The 14,800-nt window shown below is 75.1% G+C and carries 14 protein-coding genes; 7 read left to right on the top strand and 7 right to left on the bottom strand.

Annotated elements, in window-relative coordinates:
- Window positions 1–47: 47 nt before the first annotated feature.
- On the bottom strand, window positions 48–1,127 hold the full coding sequence (locus IE219_RS13405; RefSeq protein WP_189976907.1) for a DUF7847 domain-containing protein: 1,080 nt from the start codon (window positions 1,125–1,127) through the stop codon (window positions 48–50).
- A gap of 152 nt (window positions 1,128–1,279) precedes the next feature.
- Between IE219_RS13405 and dapD the strand changes: the two genes are divergently transcribed.
- Window positions 1,280–2,266, top strand: coding sequence for a 2,3,4,5-tetrahydropyridine-2,6-dicarboxylate N-succinyltransferase (dapD, locus tag IE219_RS13400; protein ID WP_189976906.1), 987 nt, complete (start codon window positions 1,280–1,282; stop codon window positions 2,264–2,266).
- A gap of 28 nt (window positions 2,267–2,294) precedes the next feature.
- Here dapD and IE219_RS13395 read toward each other — a convergent pair whose 3' ends face one another.
- Window positions 2,295–3,491, bottom strand: a complete 1,197-nt coding sequence (locus IE219_RS13395; RefSeq protein WP_189976905.1) for a PQQ-binding-like beta-propeller repeat protein — start codon at window positions 3,489–3,491, stop codon at window positions 2,295–2,297.
- Window positions 3,492–3,747: 256 nt separating this feature from the next.
- Between IE219_RS13395 and IE219_RS13390 the strand changes: the two genes are divergently transcribed.
- Entirely contained in the window at window positions 3,748–3,972 is a 225-nt protein-coding gene (locus IE219_RS13390) for a hypothetical protein (protein WP_189976904.1), read from the top strand.
- Here the strand turns inward: IE219_RS13390 and IE219_RS13385 are convergent.
- Both IE219_RS13385 and IE219_RS13380 read right to left on the bottom strand, forming a co-directional pair.
- On the bottom strand, window positions 3,951–4,835 hold the full coding sequence (locus IE219_RS13385) for a 4-hydroxy-tetrahydrodipicolinate synthase family protein (protein ID WP_189976903.1): 885 nt from the start codon (window positions 4,833–4,835) through the stop codon (window positions 3,951–3,953). The two genes, IE219_RS13390 and IE219_RS13385, sit on opposite strands and share 22 nt — an antisense overlap.
- An 82-nt stretch (window positions 4,836–4,917) precedes the next feature.
- Entirely contained in the window at window positions 4,918–5,373 is a 456-nt protein-coding gene (locus IE219_RS13380; protein WP_189976902.1) for a GNAT family N-acetyltransferase, read from the bottom strand.
- Between the two features lie 257 nt (window positions 5,374–5,630).
- Between IE219_RS13380 and IE219_RS13375 the strand changes: the two genes are divergently transcribed.
- The 4 genes from IE219_RS13375 to IE219_RS13360 all read left to right on the top strand — a co-directional run bounded on the left by IE219_RS13375 (window position 5,631) and on the right by IE219_RS13360 (window position 10,600).
- The gene (locus IE219_RS13375) at window positions 5,631–7,088 is read left to right on the top strand and encodes a hypothetical protein (RefSeq protein ID WP_189976901.1); all 1,458 of its coding nucleotides are present in this window, start codon (window positions 5,631–5,633) and stop codon (window positions 7,086–7,088) included.
- A 137-nt stretch (window positions 7,089–7,225) separates the two neighbouring features.
- Window positions 7,226–8,668, top strand: a complete 1,443-nt coding sequence (locus tag IE219_RS13370; RefSeq protein ID WP_189976900.1) for an alkaline phosphatase PhoX — start codon at window positions 7,226–7,228, stop codon at window positions 8,666–8,668.
- Window positions 8,669–8,783: 115 nt separating this feature from the next.
- On the top strand, window positions 8,784–9,593 hold the full coding sequence (locus IE219_RS13365) for a GntR family transcriptional regulator (protein WP_189976899.1): 810 nt from the start codon (window positions 8,784–8,786) through the stop codon (window positions 9,591–9,593).
- Window positions 9,584–10,600 (top strand): 1-aminocyclopropane-1-carboxylate deaminase, encoded by a 1,017-nt coding sequence (locus IE219_RS13360; RefSeq protein ID WP_189976898.1) that lies wholly within the window; start codon window positions 9,584–9,586, stop codon window positions 10,598–10,600. Before IE219_RS13365 ends, IE219_RS13360 begins: the two co-directional genes overlap by 10 nt.
- A gap of 19 nt (window positions 10,601–10,619) precedes the next feature.
- On the opposite strand, the gene IE219_RS13355 is transcribed toward IE219_RS13360, so the two are convergent.
- Together IE219_RS13355 and IE219_RS13350 are read right to left on the bottom strand one after the other, a co-directional pair.
- A complete protein-coding gene (locus tag IE219_RS13355; protein WP_189976897.1) occupies window positions 10,620–11,876 on the bottom strand; it encodes a TerD family protein in 1,257 nt (418 codons plus the stop codon).
- A gap of 36 nt (window positions 11,877–11,912) precedes the next feature.
- A complete protein-coding gene (locus IE219_RS13350) occupies window positions 11,913–12,152 on the bottom strand; it encodes a hypothetical protein (protein ID WP_189976896.1) in 240 nt (79 codons plus the stop codon).
- A 56-nt stretch (window positions 12,153–12,208) separates the two neighbouring features.
- Here IE219_RS13350 and IE219_RS13345 point away from each other — a divergent pair, with 56 nt between their 5' ends.
- On the top strand, window positions 12,209–13,177 hold the full coding sequence (locus tag IE219_RS13345; protein ID WP_229849750.1) for a helix-turn-helix transcriptional regulator: 969 nt from the start codon (window positions 12,209–12,211) through the stop codon (window positions 13,175–13,177).
- A 370-nt stretch (window positions 13,178–13,547) separates the two neighbouring features.
- Here IE219_RS13345 and IE219_RS13340 read toward each other — a convergent pair whose 3' ends face one another.
- Window positions 13,548–14,792, bottom strand: a complete 1,245-nt coding sequence (locus IE219_RS13340; protein ID WP_189976895.1) for an amidohydrolase — start codon at window positions 14,790–14,792, stop codon at window positions 13,548–13,550.
- Window positions 14,793–14,800: the final 8 nt, after the last annotated feature.

Below are 14,800 nucleotides of genomic sequence, written 5' to 3'. Positions count from 1 at the left end.
GGCCGTGCGCCGGGGGCCCTTCCGCGTCTTTTCGTCCCGGTCCCCGGTCAGGCGGCGGGGCCCGCCGCGGCCTCGGCGAGGACCGGGCCCAGGTTCTCGCGGCGCAGGCGCTGGTCGACGTAGAGGAGGCCGGAGGTGAGGGGCTGGAGGGGCGCCAGGGCGGCCTGGGCGAGGAACTGGACGAGGGCGATGAGGCCCATCAGGGGCGTCAGCGCCGCGAAGACCGAGGTCGGGCCCCGGTCGGGGGAGAAGTCCATGCCGATCATCGAGACCTGGCCCACCATCGACAGCGCCGTCTGCACCACGAAGCCGACCCCGGAGACGATCAGCATCATCACCAGGGTGCAGCCGAAGATCCGCCACCAGGAGCCGCGCACCAGCGCCGAGGAGCGGCGCAGCGCGGTCAGCGGGCCGGCCGACTCGACGACCGCGGCCGTCGGCGCGAGGCTGTACTTGATCCAGATCCACAGCACGATCGGCAGGGTCAGCAGGGAGAGGACGAACAGCAGCAGACCGGTGAGGAACAGCCCGGCGCTGCCATCGGCGAGGCCCCGCTCGTCCGAGCCGATGTCCACGAGGATCCCGACCACCACGAAGCAGAAGCCGATCAGGAAGCCCACCATCGGCAGCAGGAAGACCAGGGTCGGCAGCAGGAGCGCGCCCAGCACCGAGCCCAGCCGCGACCAGGCCCGGCGCCACACCGCCCCGAAGCGGGCCGGGCGGCCGAGCACCGCCTCCTGGACCACCGCCGCGACGGCCGCGTGCAGCAGCCCGGTCGCGATCAGCATGCCCACCACGACGGCCAGCCAGATCGCGCCGAGGGCGGCGAACAGCGGCATCATCTCGGCCGGCCCGGGGGCCTGCGGGTCGGGGGCGTCGGCGAGGCGGTCCAGCGCGTCGGTGACGGCGGCCCAGCCGAGCGTCCCGGCCGCGAGGACCAGGACGGCCGCCACCCCGTAGGCGGCGGCGGTGACGCCCAGCAGCACCTTCCAGTACCGGCGGTAGGTGCCGAAGGCGCCCGACAGGACGTCCCCGAGGTCGAGCGGCGCCAGGGGTATGACGCCGGGCTTCGGCGGAGGCGGCACGGTGACGTGGCCGTATCCGTACGGTCCAGGGGCGTAGGTCATGCGCCATACGGTAGCGGCGGGGTCCGTACGGGTGACCGGCCCGTGCGAAGCTCCCGGGCGCGGCCCCCGGCTCCGGCGGATGCTCCGGGAGACACGACCGTCACCTGAGACCGGTTGGCCGGGGCGGGGGGCCGACCGTTAGGTTTTCCGTCATGACCAGCACTGCTCCCCGTACCACCGGCGCCGTCGCCGCCGGCCTCGCCACCATCGCCGGTGACGGCACCGTCCTCGACACCTGGTTCCCCGCCCCCGAGCTGGCCGAGGAGGCCGGTCCGGCCGGCACGACGCGGCTCTCCCCGGACGAGGCCGTGAACGCCCTCGGCGAGGGCGCCGCCAAGGCCCTCGGCGTGGACGCCCGCCGCGGCGTCGAGGTCGTCGCCGTCCGCACCGTCATCGCCTCGCTCGACGAGAAGCCGCTCGACGCGCACGACGCCTACCTCCGCCTCCACCTGCTCAGCCACCGCCTGGTGAAGCCGCACGGCCAGAGCCTGGACGGCGTCTTCGGGCTGCTCGCCAACGTCGCCTGGACCTCGCTCGGCCCGGTCGCCGTGGACGACGTCGAGAAGGTGCGGCTCAACGCCCGCGCCGAGGGCCTGCACCTCGCCGTGACCAGCATCGACAAGTTCCCCCGCATGACCGACTACGTGGTGCCCGCCGGGGTCCGCATCGCCGACGCCGACCGGGTCCGCCTCGGCGCCCACCTGGCGGCCGGCACCACCGTCATGCACGAGGGCTTCGTCAACTTCAACGCCGGCACGCTGGGCACCTCCATGGTCGAGGGCCGCATCTCGGCCGGCGTCGTCGTCGGCGACGGCTCCGACATCGGCGGCGGCGCCTCCACCATGGGCACCCTCTCCGGCGGCGGCAACGTCGTCATCTCCATCGGCGAGCGCTGCCTGATCGGCGCCGAGGCGGGCGTCGGCATCGCGCTCGGCGACGAGTGCGTCGTCGAGGCCGGCCTGTACGTCACCGCCGGCACCCGGGTGTCCCTGCCCGACGGCGAGGTCGTCAAGGCCCGTGACCTCTCCGGCGCCTCGAACATCCTCTTCCGCCGCAACTCGGTCACCGGCGCCGTCGAGGCCCGCCCCAACAACGCGGTCTGGGGCGGCCTCAACGAGGTCCTGCACAGCCACAACTGACGGGCCCGGCCCGCCCTCCCGGTCCGGCTCAGACGGCCGGGAGGGCGGTCAGCCGCTCGGCGTGCAGGGCGACCAGCCGCTTGCCGGCCGCCGCGACGTACCACTGGTCGAGCGCCTTGCTGCCGTCGTTGTACCGCCAGCGCAGCTTTCCGTCGCGGGCGTCGAAGGCGAGGACCCCGCCCTTGTCGTCGAGTTCGGTCGCCGCGTAGAGGGTGGTGCCGACCTTGGCGAACTGCCCGGGGTAGGCCACCTCCAGGAGGGTGCCGGTGCGCCAGCTCTCCTTGCCGGTGGCCGGGTCGACCGCCCGCAGCACGTGGCCGGAGTCGGCGGCGTACAGCATCCCGTCGAGGACGCCGATGCCGTGGAAGCGGGTGAACTCCTCGGACGCCAGCGACCAGCGCTCGGTGCCGTCGGCGAGCGCGAAGGCGCGCAGCCTCCCCGCGTCGGCGACGATCACCAGGTCCTCGTGGAGGGCGAGCCGGCCGCTGTTGGAGCGCCCGATCTTCTTCGTCCAGAGCTGCCGCCCGGTGGCGGTGTCGCGGACCGTGACGTTCTCCCGGAAGTCGGTGTAGACGAGGTGGCGGCCGGTGGCCTCGCCGGTGATGCCGTACTCCTCCGTGCCCGCGTCGCGCCGCTCCTGCCAGGCGACCTTGCCGGTGGAGGTGTCGATCGCCGCGATCACGTTCCGCTCGACGCGGAAGTCCTTCTCCAGGATGCCCGCCAGGACGTACACCCGCTTCTCGTCGGCGGCGATCGGGCGGGGCTGGGAGTAGCGCTTGCCGAGCCGGCTGCGCCAGGTCTCCCGGCCGGTCGCCGGGTCGAGGCCGACGAGGTCGCCGTCGTACTGCGCGCTCGCCAGGTAGAGGGTGCCGCCGCGCACCAGCATCTTCGCGCCGGGGATGGCGACCTCCTCGCGCCGCCAGCGCTCCTCGCCGGTGGTGACGTCCCGGCCGATCAGCGGGTCGCCGGAGACGAGCACGACGTCGCCCGCGACGGCGAGGGCGTCCAGGCCGAGGCTGCCCTTGGCGGTGTTCCGCTGCCACAGCGGCTTCGGCGCGGTGCCGGGCGGCGGGGTGGTGAAGGCGTCGCCGCCGGGAGTGCCCTTCGAGGCGGAGGGGGCGGAAGGGCCGGAGGGGGCGGCGGCCGGGTCCTCGACGGGGCCGCAGCCCCAGGCTCCGGCGCCGAGGACCGCGAGCCCGATCCCGGCGCCCGCCCGTCGCAGCATTCCCCTGCGGGAGATCCCGTGCCCTGCGCGCGGTGTCATCCGTCCGCCCCCGTTCCTCGTGTTCCTCGACCGGTTCGGTCTCGTGTTCGGCTGTGCGACGGCCTGGAGCCTAGCCAGCCGGACGGGCCGGATCCGTTTCCGGTACGGAACGGAGACACGACCGTGAAGCTCGTGACCGCGCGGCGACCTCCGTGACCACGGCGCGTTAGGCAGGGCGGAGCGACCGCTCCACCGAGAGACGGGACGAGGAACCCACATGAGGACGACACCGATGGTCGCCGGAGTGCTCACCGCGGCGGCGGTGCTGCTGCCCGCGGCGGCGGCCCGCGCGGACGAGACGCACACCCACGTCCACCACGGGCCCACCGTCACCAACGGGCCCCTGTTCTCCCTGCACACCGGGCAGATCGACGACCCGCTGGAGGACGTCCTGGAGCACGCCGCGATCCTGGGGACGACCTACACGACCGACTCCGCCTGAAGCAGCGCGCCGAGCAGCGCGCGCAGCCCGTCGGCCGCCTCCCGGCCGGCGGGCAGCAGCGGGGCGCGGACCGGGCCGCCGAGCAGCGCCTTGACGGTGACCGTCCCCGGCAGCCCCGCCGCCATCATCCGCTCGGCCAGCGGCAGCGTCCGGGCGTGCCGGGCGGCGGCCAGCGCCGTGTCGCCCGCGTCGAAGGCGTCCAGGACGGCCCGCAGCGGGCCCGGCGCCACGTTGGCGACCGTGCTCACGTACCCGGCGCCGCCCACCGCGTACAGCGGCAGGTTCAGCTCCTCGCAGCCGGAGTAGTAGGCCAGCGGGGTCTCGGCGATCAGCCGGGCCGACGCCAGCAGGTCGTTCGCGCAGTCCTTCACGGCCGTGATCCGGGGGTGCTCGGCGAGCCGGCGCATCGTGTCGGGCTCGATCCGGGTGCCGGTGCGGCCGGGGATGTCGTAGACCATCACCGGCAGCCCGCTCGCGTCCGCGACCGCCAGGAAGTGGGCGGCGACCGCGTCCTGCGGCGGGCGGCTGTAGTACGGGGTCACCACCAGGAGCCCGTCCGCGCCGGCCGCCTCGGCGCGGCGGGCCAGCTCCGCGGTGTGCCGGGTGTCGGCCGTGCCCACCCCCGCGACCAGCGAGGGCCCGGGCCCGACCGCCGCCCGCACGGCCCGGACCAGGGCCTCCTTCTCGGCGTCGGTGGTGGTGGGCGACTCCCCGGTGGTGCCGTTGAGGACCAGGCCGTCGCAGCCCTCGCCGACGAGCCGGGCGGCCAGCTTCCCGGCCGCGTCGAGATCGAGCGCGCCGGAGCCGGTGAACGGGGTGACCATCGCGCACAGGGCGCGGCCGAAGGGGCGGTGAGTGCTCATGCGGAAAGTCTGGGCGCCCCCGACCGTGAAGGTCCACTTAGATCTGCTTGGCCGGAAGCTTCACCTCACCTGAAGGATCGGCTCAGAGCGGCAGCTTGAACCCCTCGTGGCTGCGCGCGTACCCCAGCGAGGCGTAGAAGCGGTGGGCGTCCGCGCGCTCCTTGCCCGAGGTCAGCTGCACCAGCGCGCAGCCGCGCGCCCGCGCCCGGTCGGCCGCCAGCCCCATCAGCAGCCGGCCGAGCCCGCCGCCCCGCCGGTCGGCCCGGATCCGCACCGCCTCGACCAGCGCCCGCTCGGCGCCGCCCTTGCCGAGGCCGGGGATGTAGGTGGCCTGGAGGCAGCCGAGGACGAGGCCGTCGGTGTCGACCAGGACCAGCATCTCGTTGCGCGGGTCGGCCTCGATGGCGGCGAAGGCCCGCTCGTACGCCTCGGTGACCCGGACCGCGGCGGGGTCCACGACCCGGTCCTCGTCGGCGAGCAGGGCGAGGACGGCGGGGAGTTCGGCACGCCGGGCGGGGCGGAGGAGGAGAGCGGACATGGCCGGAAGTCTTCCACGGCCGGCGGGCGGCGGCGGGCCGGGGAGGAGGGCCGGGGAGGAGAGGGGTGCCACGGGCCCCGGACGCGGGATCTGACGGATCCGCGCACGCCGCTCCCGCCGCGCGCGGGGGGCGCCGTCAGGAGTCGACGGTTGTACGAAGACTGACGGTCCGGCGAACCGCCGGACGGCCGTCCGATTGCGTCTACGCTGGGATGCTGACCCCGCCCGATCACGCACGCGTCGAGGAGATCCCCCACATGGCCGCGGAGCACCCCACCCTTCCCCCCGTCCGGCTGCTCCCGGACGCGGAACTGGCGCGGGACGCCCTGTCCGCCCCCCTCCTCGCCCACGCCGTGCGCCTCGCCCGCTGGGCCGGCCCCGACACCCGCGTCGGCACGGGCGGCGAACTCGTCGACGAGCAGCTCCCCGAGGCCGTCCGCCTCCTCGGCCTCGACGACGACGAGGACGCCGAGGACGCCGAGTACTGGGCCGGAGACGCCTGGCGGCTCGCCGTCGACACCGGCCTCGTCGACGTCGAGGACGGCCCGGACGACGACACCCCCGGCACCGCCGCCCCCGGCGCCGCCCTCGCCACCGTCTCCGGCGGCTCGCCCCGCGAGGTCCTCGCCCTCTGGCTCGACGCCTTCGACGCCGTCTTCTCCGACGCCGTCGCCCCCCTCCTCGACGACATCGAGCCGCTCCTCGACGAGGACGGCGGCCTCGACCTCGACGCCGTCGACTGGGACCCCGAGGCGGAGGCCGAGTTCCTGGAGGGCGTCCTCGGCAACCTCTACCTGCTGACCGTCAGCGAGGGCGGCGCGGGCGACGGCCCCGTGCCGCTGCCCGCGCTCGCCGCCTCCATGGTCGTCCCCGACGACATGGGCGAGCCCACCGACGACGTCCTGGAGCAGGTCTCCGACGCGATGATGCGGCTCGACGAGCAGTTCCGGCTCCTGGAGCCGATCGGCCTCGTCGCCTACCGGCCCGTCGACGAGGCCCTGATGGCCGAGGAGGGCGAGGAGCCCGCCCCGCCGGTGGACGACGAGGACGTCAGCCGCTACGGCATGGTCCGGCTCACCCCGCTCGGCCTCTACGCCATCCGCACCCGCATGCTGGAGGCCGGGGTGGACGCCCCCGCCGTCGGCGACCTCGCCGACAAGGGCGCCGACGCCCTGCTCACCGCCCTCGCCGGCTACCCCGGCCCGGCCGCCCGCGCCGAGACCGAGGGCTGGCTGGCCGGCCGCGAGCCGGTGCCCGCCGCCGCCGAACTCCTCGCCGCCGCCCGCGGCCTCGACCCGGAGGCCCCGCTCCGCCGCCTCCACTGCCAGCAGGCCCTCGCCCTCGTCGGCGCCGAGGCCGAGCCGGTCGTCCGCGCCGTCCTGGACGACGCCGAACTCGGCGGCCTCGCCCGCGTCTGGCTCGCCGAGCGCGGCGCCTCGGACGTCCCCCCGCCGCCGGAGAGCATGATCTTCTGGCTCGCCGTGGACACCATCGCCGCCCAGCTCGACGTCGCCGGGGACCTGGAGGAGCTCCGCGACCTCGTCGAGAACCTGACCAGCAGCCACACCGGCTTCCTGGAGAGCGCCTGGCGCGTGGAGCACCCCGCCACCGCCGACGTCCTCGACGCCGTCGGCCGCCTCCACCCGGACCGGACGGCCGCCAAGGAGGCCCGCAAGGCCGCCTTCAAGGCCCGCTCGCGCGCCGGATCCGCCTGACCGGAAACCCCGGAGCGCCTTTCCCCACTCCGGGGGAGGCGCTCCGCGGCCGTTCGGCCGGAGTTCAGCCGCCGTTCGCGCGGGCCCGCCATGGTGGGGGCGAGATCCGGCCACCAGCAGGGGAGACAACGCACACCATGGCCCTCAACCGCAGAGAGTTCACCCAGAAGACCGCCGTCGCGGGCTTCGCCCTCACCGGCGCCGTCGGGGTGCTCGCCACCGCCCCCGAGGCCCTCGCCGGCGACGAGCGCTCCCACGGCGGCCACGGTGGGGAGCACGGCCACGGCCACGGGCACGACCACCACCGGCGCCTCGGCTACGGCCCGCTGGTCGCCGACCCCGACGGCGTCCTCGCCCTGCCCGAGGGCTTCACCTACCGGGTCATCACCCGCACCGGCGTGACCCGTCTGGAGAGCGGCGAGTTCACCCCCTCCAACCACGACGGCACGGCCACCTTCGCCGGCCCGCGCGGCGTCACGTACCTGGTGAACAACCACGAGCTCAAGGGCGCCCGCTCCAAGTGGGAGCACCCGGTCCCGCTCACCGAGGGCCTCGTCTACGACCCGGCCGCCGCCGGCGGCTGCACGGTCGTCGAGGTGCACCGCGACGGCACCGTCGCCGAGTGGGTCGGCATCGCCGGCACCTCCACCAACTGCGCCGGCGGCCGCACCGAGTGGGGCACCTGGCTGACCTGCGAGGAGAACTCCGACCTCGCCGGCAAGAACGGCATGACCAAGGACCACGGCTACGTCTTCGAGGTCGACCCGCGCGACCGCCGGGCCAACCGCGACCCCCGGCCGATCAAGGCCTTCGGCCGCTACGACCACGAGGCCGTCGTCGTCGACCCGAAGACCGGCCACGCCTACCTCACCGAGGACGCCTCCGGCCCCAACGGCCTCTTCTTCCGCTGGGTCCCGCCGAAGGGCTTCAAGCACGGCCGCGGCCGGCTGCGCACCCTCGCCGCCGACGCCGGCGTGCTCCAGGCGTTCAAGTGCGTCGACTCCTCCGGCCGGTTCGTCGACGACCTCTCCCGCGCGACCCGCATCGGCACCGTCTACGGCGTCGACTGGGTGGACGTCCCCGACCGCGACGCCCGCACCACCCCCGTCCGCAAGCAGTTCGCCGACGGCCAGGTCACCCGCGCCCGCAAGCTGGAGGGCATGTGGTGGGCCGACGGCGGCGCCTACGTCGTCTCCTCGTACGCCCGTGAGGAGAGCCCCGGCGCGGCCCACGACGGCCAGGTCTGGTTCTACGACCCCAAGCGCCGCACCCTCACCCTCAAGGTGCTGCTCGGCGTGAACGCCGCGCCCGAGCAGGACGGCGCCTTCGACGGCCCGGACAACATCACCGTCTCCCCGTACGGCGGCCTGGTCATCGCCGAGGACGGCGAGGGCGTGTCGCACCTCTTCGGCGCCACCGACTCGGGCCGCACCTACCCGATCGCGCGCAACGACCTCAACGACAGCGAGTTCACCGGCGTCGTCTTCTCGCCCGACGGCGACACGCTGTACGCCAACATCCAGGAGCCGGGCATCATGGTCGCGATCACCGGCCCCTGGCGCCGCCAGCCCCGCGGCTGACCCCTGGTCACCCCCCGCTCCCCGTGAGGGAACCCGTCGGGAATCCGACGGGTTCCCGCCAGATCGCCGCGCACTCCTGTCGCCGTCCATGGACTGACATCTAACCTGTCAGTCCATGGACGACGCTCTGCGGCCGGTGGGCCGGACCCTGCTGCGCGACCGGGCCTACGAGGCGCTCCGCGAGGCGATCGTGCGCGGCGACCTCGCCCCCGGCGCCCTCCTCAAGGACTCCGACCTCGCCGACCGGCTGGGCCTCTCCCGCGCCCCGGTCCGCGACGCCCTCGCCCGGCTCACCGCCGAGGGGCTCGTCGAGACCAAGCCGCAGAGCTACACCCGGGTCACCCGGCCGGTCAGCCGCGTCGTCCGGGACGCCGCCTCCGTGGTCCGGGTCATGCACGAGCTCGCCGCCCGCACCGCCGTGCCGCTGCTCGGCCCCGAGGCCATCCGCGCCATGCGCGACGCCAACGAGCGCTTCGCCGCCGCCGTCCGCGCCGCCGACGTCGAGGCGGCCCTCGCCGCCGACGACGAACTCCACCAGGTCCTCGTCGGCGCCAGCGGCAACCACGCGGTCGCCGCCACCATCGACCGGTACACCCCGCTCGTCCGCCGGGTGGAGCGCCGTCTCTTCGGCGACACCGGCAGCTGCGGCTCCGCCGAACTGCACGCCCGCCTCATCGACGCCTGCGCCGCCGGGGACGCCGACGGGGCCGTCCGCATCACCAGCGAGATCTGGGCCGCGCTGGAGCAGCTCGCCGACGACGCCATCGAGGTCGCCGACGTCACGGGCATCCCCGCGGCGCCGGGAGCCGGTCCGGACGCGGGCCCGGGAGCCGTACCGGATGCCGTACCGGACGCCCGTGAGGCCGCCGTACCCGTCGTCGTACCCCGTCCCCATCCACCCCTGGGAGAGCCGTCATGCCCCTGAACGACTTCGACCGCTACCCGCTCCTCTTCGGGCCTTCTCCGGTCCATCCGATGGAGCGGCTCGGCCACCACCTCGGCGGGGCCACGCTGTGGGCCAAGCGCGAGGACTGCAACTCCGGCGTGGCGTACGGCGGGAACAAGACCCGCAAGCTGGAGTACCTGGTCGCGGACGCCCTCGCGAAGGGCTGCGACACCCTCGTCTCCATCGGCGGCGTGCAGTCCAACCACACCCGCCAGGTCGCCGCCGTCGCCGCCCGCGCCGGGCTCAGGTGCGTCCTCGTGCAGGAGAGCTGGGTCGACTGGCCGGACGCCGTCTACGACAAGGTCGGCAACATCCTCCTCAGCCGGCTCGCGGGCGCCGACGTGCGGCTGGTGAAGGCCGGGTTCGGGATCGGCTTCAAGGAGAGCTGGGAGCAGGCGCTGCGCGAGGTCGAGGAGGGCGGCGGCAAGCCCTACGCCATCCCGGCCGGCGCCTCCGACCACCCGCTCGGCGGCCTGGGCTTCGCGAACTGGGCGTACGAGGTGGCCGCGCAGGAGCGCGAGCTGGGCGTCTTCTTCGACACCGTCGTCGTCTGCTCGGTGACCGGCTCCACCCAGGCCGGGATGGTCGCCGGTTTCGCCTCGCTGGTGGAGGAGGGCGGCCGGCCGCGCCGGATCGTCGGGATCGACGCCTCCGCGAAGCCCGCCGCCACGCACGAGCAGATCACCCGGATCGCCCGGGGCACCGCCGCCCTCATCGGCGTCGAGCGCGACCTCACCGGCGCCGACGTGGAGCTGGACGACCGCTACCACGCAGGCGTCTACGGCGTCCCGGACGAGGCCACCCTCGACGCGATGCGGCTCGCCGCCCGCACCGAGGGCATGATCACCGACCCCGTCTACGAGGGGAAGTCGATGGCGGGCCTGATCGACCTGGTGGACCGGGGCGAGATCGGCCGTGACGCGACCGTCCTCTACGCCCACCTCGGCGGCCAGCCCGCCCTCAACGCCTACAGCGCGCTCTTCTAGCCGCGCCGGGGCCGGCCGCTCAGAGGGACTGGGCGGCCGGCTTCACCATGCCCCGCACGGTCCGGGACTTCACGAACTCGCCCATCGCGGTCATCTCCCACTCGCCGGAGAACTGCTTGATGAGCTTGGCCATCATCACGCCGGTCTGCGGCTCGGCGGTGGTCAGGTCGAAGCGGACCAGCTCCTCGCCGGTGGCCGCGTCGAGCAGCCGGCAGTACGCCTTGGCGACCTCGGTGAACTTCTGCCCCGAGAAGGAGTTGACGGTGAAGACCAGGCCGGTGGCGTCGGCCGGGAGGCGGCCCAGGTCGACGGTGATGACCTCGTCGTCCCCGGCGCCCTCGCCCGTCAGGTTGTCACCGGAGTGCCGGATCGAGCCGTTCAGGATGGTCAGCTTGCCGAAGTAGCAGCTGTCCAGGTGGTTGCGCTGGGGGCCGTACGCGATGACGGAGGCGTCCAGGTCGATGTCCTTGCCCCGGTAGGCGGGCTCCCAGCCGAGGCCCATCTTGACCTGGGAGAGCAGCGGGCGGCCGCCCTTGACCAGGGACACCGTCTGGTTCTTCTGGAGGCTGACCCGGCCCTTGTCCAGGTTGATCTTGCCGGTGGGGGCCGGGGGAGCGGCGGGGGCGGGCGGTGCGACGGGGGCGCCGAAGGTGGCGCGGGGGTCCTGCGCGCCGGGCGGCGTCACCAGCGGGGGCGGGAGGTGCGAGGCGGGCGGGGCCGGGGGAGCGGCGGGCGCGGGCGGCGCGACGGGGGCGGCGGCCGGGGCGGCGGGCTCCTCGTCCACGCTCACGCCGAAGTCGGTCGCGATGCCGGCCAGCCCGTTCGCGTATCCCTGGCCGACGGCGCGGACCTTCCACGCGCCGTTGCGCAGGTAGATCTCGACGACCACCAGGGCGGTCTCGGTGGCGAGCCGGGGCGGGGTGAAGGTGGCGATCACCGCGCCGCCGTCGGCCTCCCGGACGGTCGCGGTGGGCTCGATGCCCTGGAAGGTCTGGCCGGCCGCGTCCGGGCTGGCGGTGACGACGATCCGCTCGATGCCGGCGGGCAGGGCGGCGGTGTCCACCAGGATCGCGTCGGGCGCGGTGCCGCCGCCGGAGCGGTAGGTGACACCGGGCCCGGCGGGCTGGTTGTAGAAGATGAAGTCGTCGTCCGAGCGCACCTTGCCGTCGGCGCCGAGCAGCAGGCCCGAGACGTCGAGCCGCACCGGGGCGGCGACGTCCACCGCCACGCGGGCGGCGGTGAGAGGAAGGTTCGAGCCGGGGGTCATTGCGGTCATGCCAGGCACAACGAGCCAGGGGCCTTTGCCGTTCCCTTACCTTCGGCCGGTTCGGCCACCCAGGTTACGGGGATGGTTCCGGGCCTGCCGTTCGTTGCCGAAGCGGTACGCCCCCGTCCAGCGGGCCATCACCAGCTGGGCGTCCCCGGCCGCCACCTCGGCCAGGAACTTCGCGGCGCGGGCGCCGCGCAGCACCCCGGCGGCCCGCCCCTGGTGGGTGAGGACGACGGAGCCGTCCCGGCGCTCTTCGTACGTGAATCCCTGAGGTCGCGGCATGCCGGGCATCCTGCCCGCTCCCGGACAGGCCCGTCATATGAATTATCTTTCGCATCGTGGGTGGGAGCTCTTTCACGACCGGGGACGTCGACGAGGCGCGCGAGGAACTCGACGCGCGGTACTACGCGAGCCGGATGGCGGTCGTGGACCCCCACCGGACCTTCGCCGCCCGCTTCGACATCGTCGACTTCGGACCGCTGGTGATCGGCGAGCTCAGCTGCGGCGCCGACGTCCGGATGAGCTTCGGCGAGCTCGGCGCCCACCACCTCAACGCCCCGCTCGGCGGCACCATGGAGATGCGCCAGGGCCGGGGCCCCGCACTGCGGGCCACCGCCCGCGAGGCGCTGCTCCTCGACCCGGCCGGGGACACCTTCCTCGACCGCTGGAGCGGCGACGCGCGGATCCTCTCCGTGAAGGTGGGCGCCGCCGAACTGCGCGACCGGCTGGAGTGCCTGCTCGGCCGGCCGCCCCGGGGCCCGCTCGTCCTGCGGCCCCGCCTCGACATCGCGTGCGGTCCCGGCCTCGGCTGGGTCCGGCTCGCCCGCCGGATCGCCGCCGAGGCGCGCGCCGACGGCGGCCTGGTCCGGCACGAGCTGGTCGCCCGGCCGCTCCAGGAGGCGCTGCTCAACGGGCTGCTGCTGGCCGCCGACCACCCCTGGCGGGACGAGCTCGCGCACCCCTCGGGACCGCACCGGCCGGCCCCCGTCAAACGGGCCATGGACGCGGTGCGGGAGCGCCCCGAGCACCCCTTCACCACCGCCGAACTCGCGGCGCACGCGCGCGTGAGCGTGCGCCGGCTCCAGGAGTCCTTCCGGGAGTGCGTGGGCATGTCCCCGATGGCGTACCTCCGGGAGGTCCGGCTGGACCGGGTGCGGGAGGAGCTGCGGGCGGCGGAGCCGGACGAGGTGAGCGTGAGCGAGGTCGCCTGGCGGTGGGGCTTCACCCACCAGGGGCGCTTCGCGGCCCGCTACCGGGAGAGGTTCGGCGAGTCCCCGTCCCGGACCCTGCGCACCGGACGCCACTGACCGGGCCGGGACCGGTCCGGGGCCGCGTCGGGCCTGGACCGGGCCGGGACCCGTGCGGTCCCTGTGGGGGAGCCGTGCGCCCCTCCCGTGCGTCCGCGTGCGCCGAACCGCCGCGCATTCCGGACAGGAGCCGCGTTCCGCGGATCGCGGCGCGCCCGGGCGGCGGCCTACGGTGGTCGCGTCCGGCGCTGCCAGCGCGCGCCGTCGAACCGGGCCCGGCCGGCTCCCCCGTATCACCGGCCGGGCCCGCGGACGCCCGCTCCGTCCGGCGACCGGCCCCGGCAGCGCCGGCGCCGCGGCCCGCCGGGTCCGGCGCCCGTCCCGCTCGTCCCGTTCCGTCCGTACCCGTCGTTCCCGCGTCCGGCGCGGCTCAGACCAGGCGGCCGTCCCGGGCCACCACCCGGCCCGCCCGCACCACCAGGTCGCGGCGCGGCTGGTCCACCACGACCTGCGGCAGGCACTCGCCCTCGACCAGCATGAAGTCGGCGGGGGAGCCCGGCCGCAGGTCGGCGGCGGGCAGACCCAGCAGCGCCGCACCGCCGTCGGCGGCGACGGCGAAGCACGCCTCCAGCTCCTCGTCGAGGCGGGCGTCGAGCGCCCAGCCGGCCAGCCAGGCGCGGTGCAGCATGTCGGCGTCGCCGTACGGGCTCCAGCTGTCGCGGACGCCGTCCGAGCCGAGGCCGACGGTCACCCCGCGCTCGGCGAGCCGCCGGAAGGGCAGGATCGTCGTCTCGCCCAGGGCGACCGTGGTGAGCGCCACCCCGGCCCCGGCCAGCAGGTCGGCGGTCTCGTCGAGCTCCCGCCCGGACAGGCCCGCGACGGCGAAGGCGTGCGCCACCGCGACCCTGCCGCCGAGCCCGGCGGCGCGGGTGCGGGCGGCGATGTCCCGGATCACCGCGAGGCCCGGCTCGCCCCGGTCGTGCAGATGGATGTCGAGGCCCAGGCCGTGCTTCTCGGCCAGGGCGAAGACCAGGCCGAGCTGGTCGCCGTCCCGGTCGCCGCCCGCGTCGAAACCGGTCGGGTCGATGCCGCCGATGTGGCTGACCAGACCGCTCGCCGCCGCCTCCGCGAGCAGCTCCGCCGCCCCCGGGGCACGGATCACGCCGTGCTGCGGGAAGGCCACCAGCTCGACGTCGACGATCCCGGCCAGCTTCGCGGCGGCGGCCGCGATGCCCTCGACGCCGGCCAGGCCGTAGGCGGGGGCCACGTCGGCGTGGGCCCGCATCGCGCGGGTGCCCCGGGTCGCCGCGTGGGTCATCAGGCGCAGCGCCCGCTCGCCGACCGGGGTGGGCAGCGAGCGGGCCAGGTCCACGTCGCCGGCGACGAACTCGGCGATGCCCTCGGCCGGGCGGCGGCGGTACCAGGGCTCGCCCCAGGAGGTCTTGTCCGGGTGGATGTGGGCGTCGACCAGGGTCGGCAGGGCGAGGCGCCCGCCGCCGTCCACCCGCTCGACCGCCGCGCCCTCGGGCACCCGGTCGACCAGCACGCCGTCGACGGAGACCAGGTCGCCGGACGGCCCGCCGAAGGGCCGTACGTCGTGGAAGAGGGTCACGGTGGGAGGGGTGGGGCTCACGGGCTTCTCCTTCGGTTCGGACGGACCCTTTTGGTATACCATGCGGGATC

The organism is Streptomyces termitum, assembly GCF_014650175.1.
GTDB classification, from domain to species: domain Bacteria; phylum Actinomycetota; class Actinomycetes; order Streptomycetales; family Streptomycetaceae; genus Streptomyces; species Streptomyces termitum.
The sequence above is the reverse complement of the archived record's forward strand: the minus strand, read 5'-3'. Positions and strand labels throughout refer to the sequence as shown.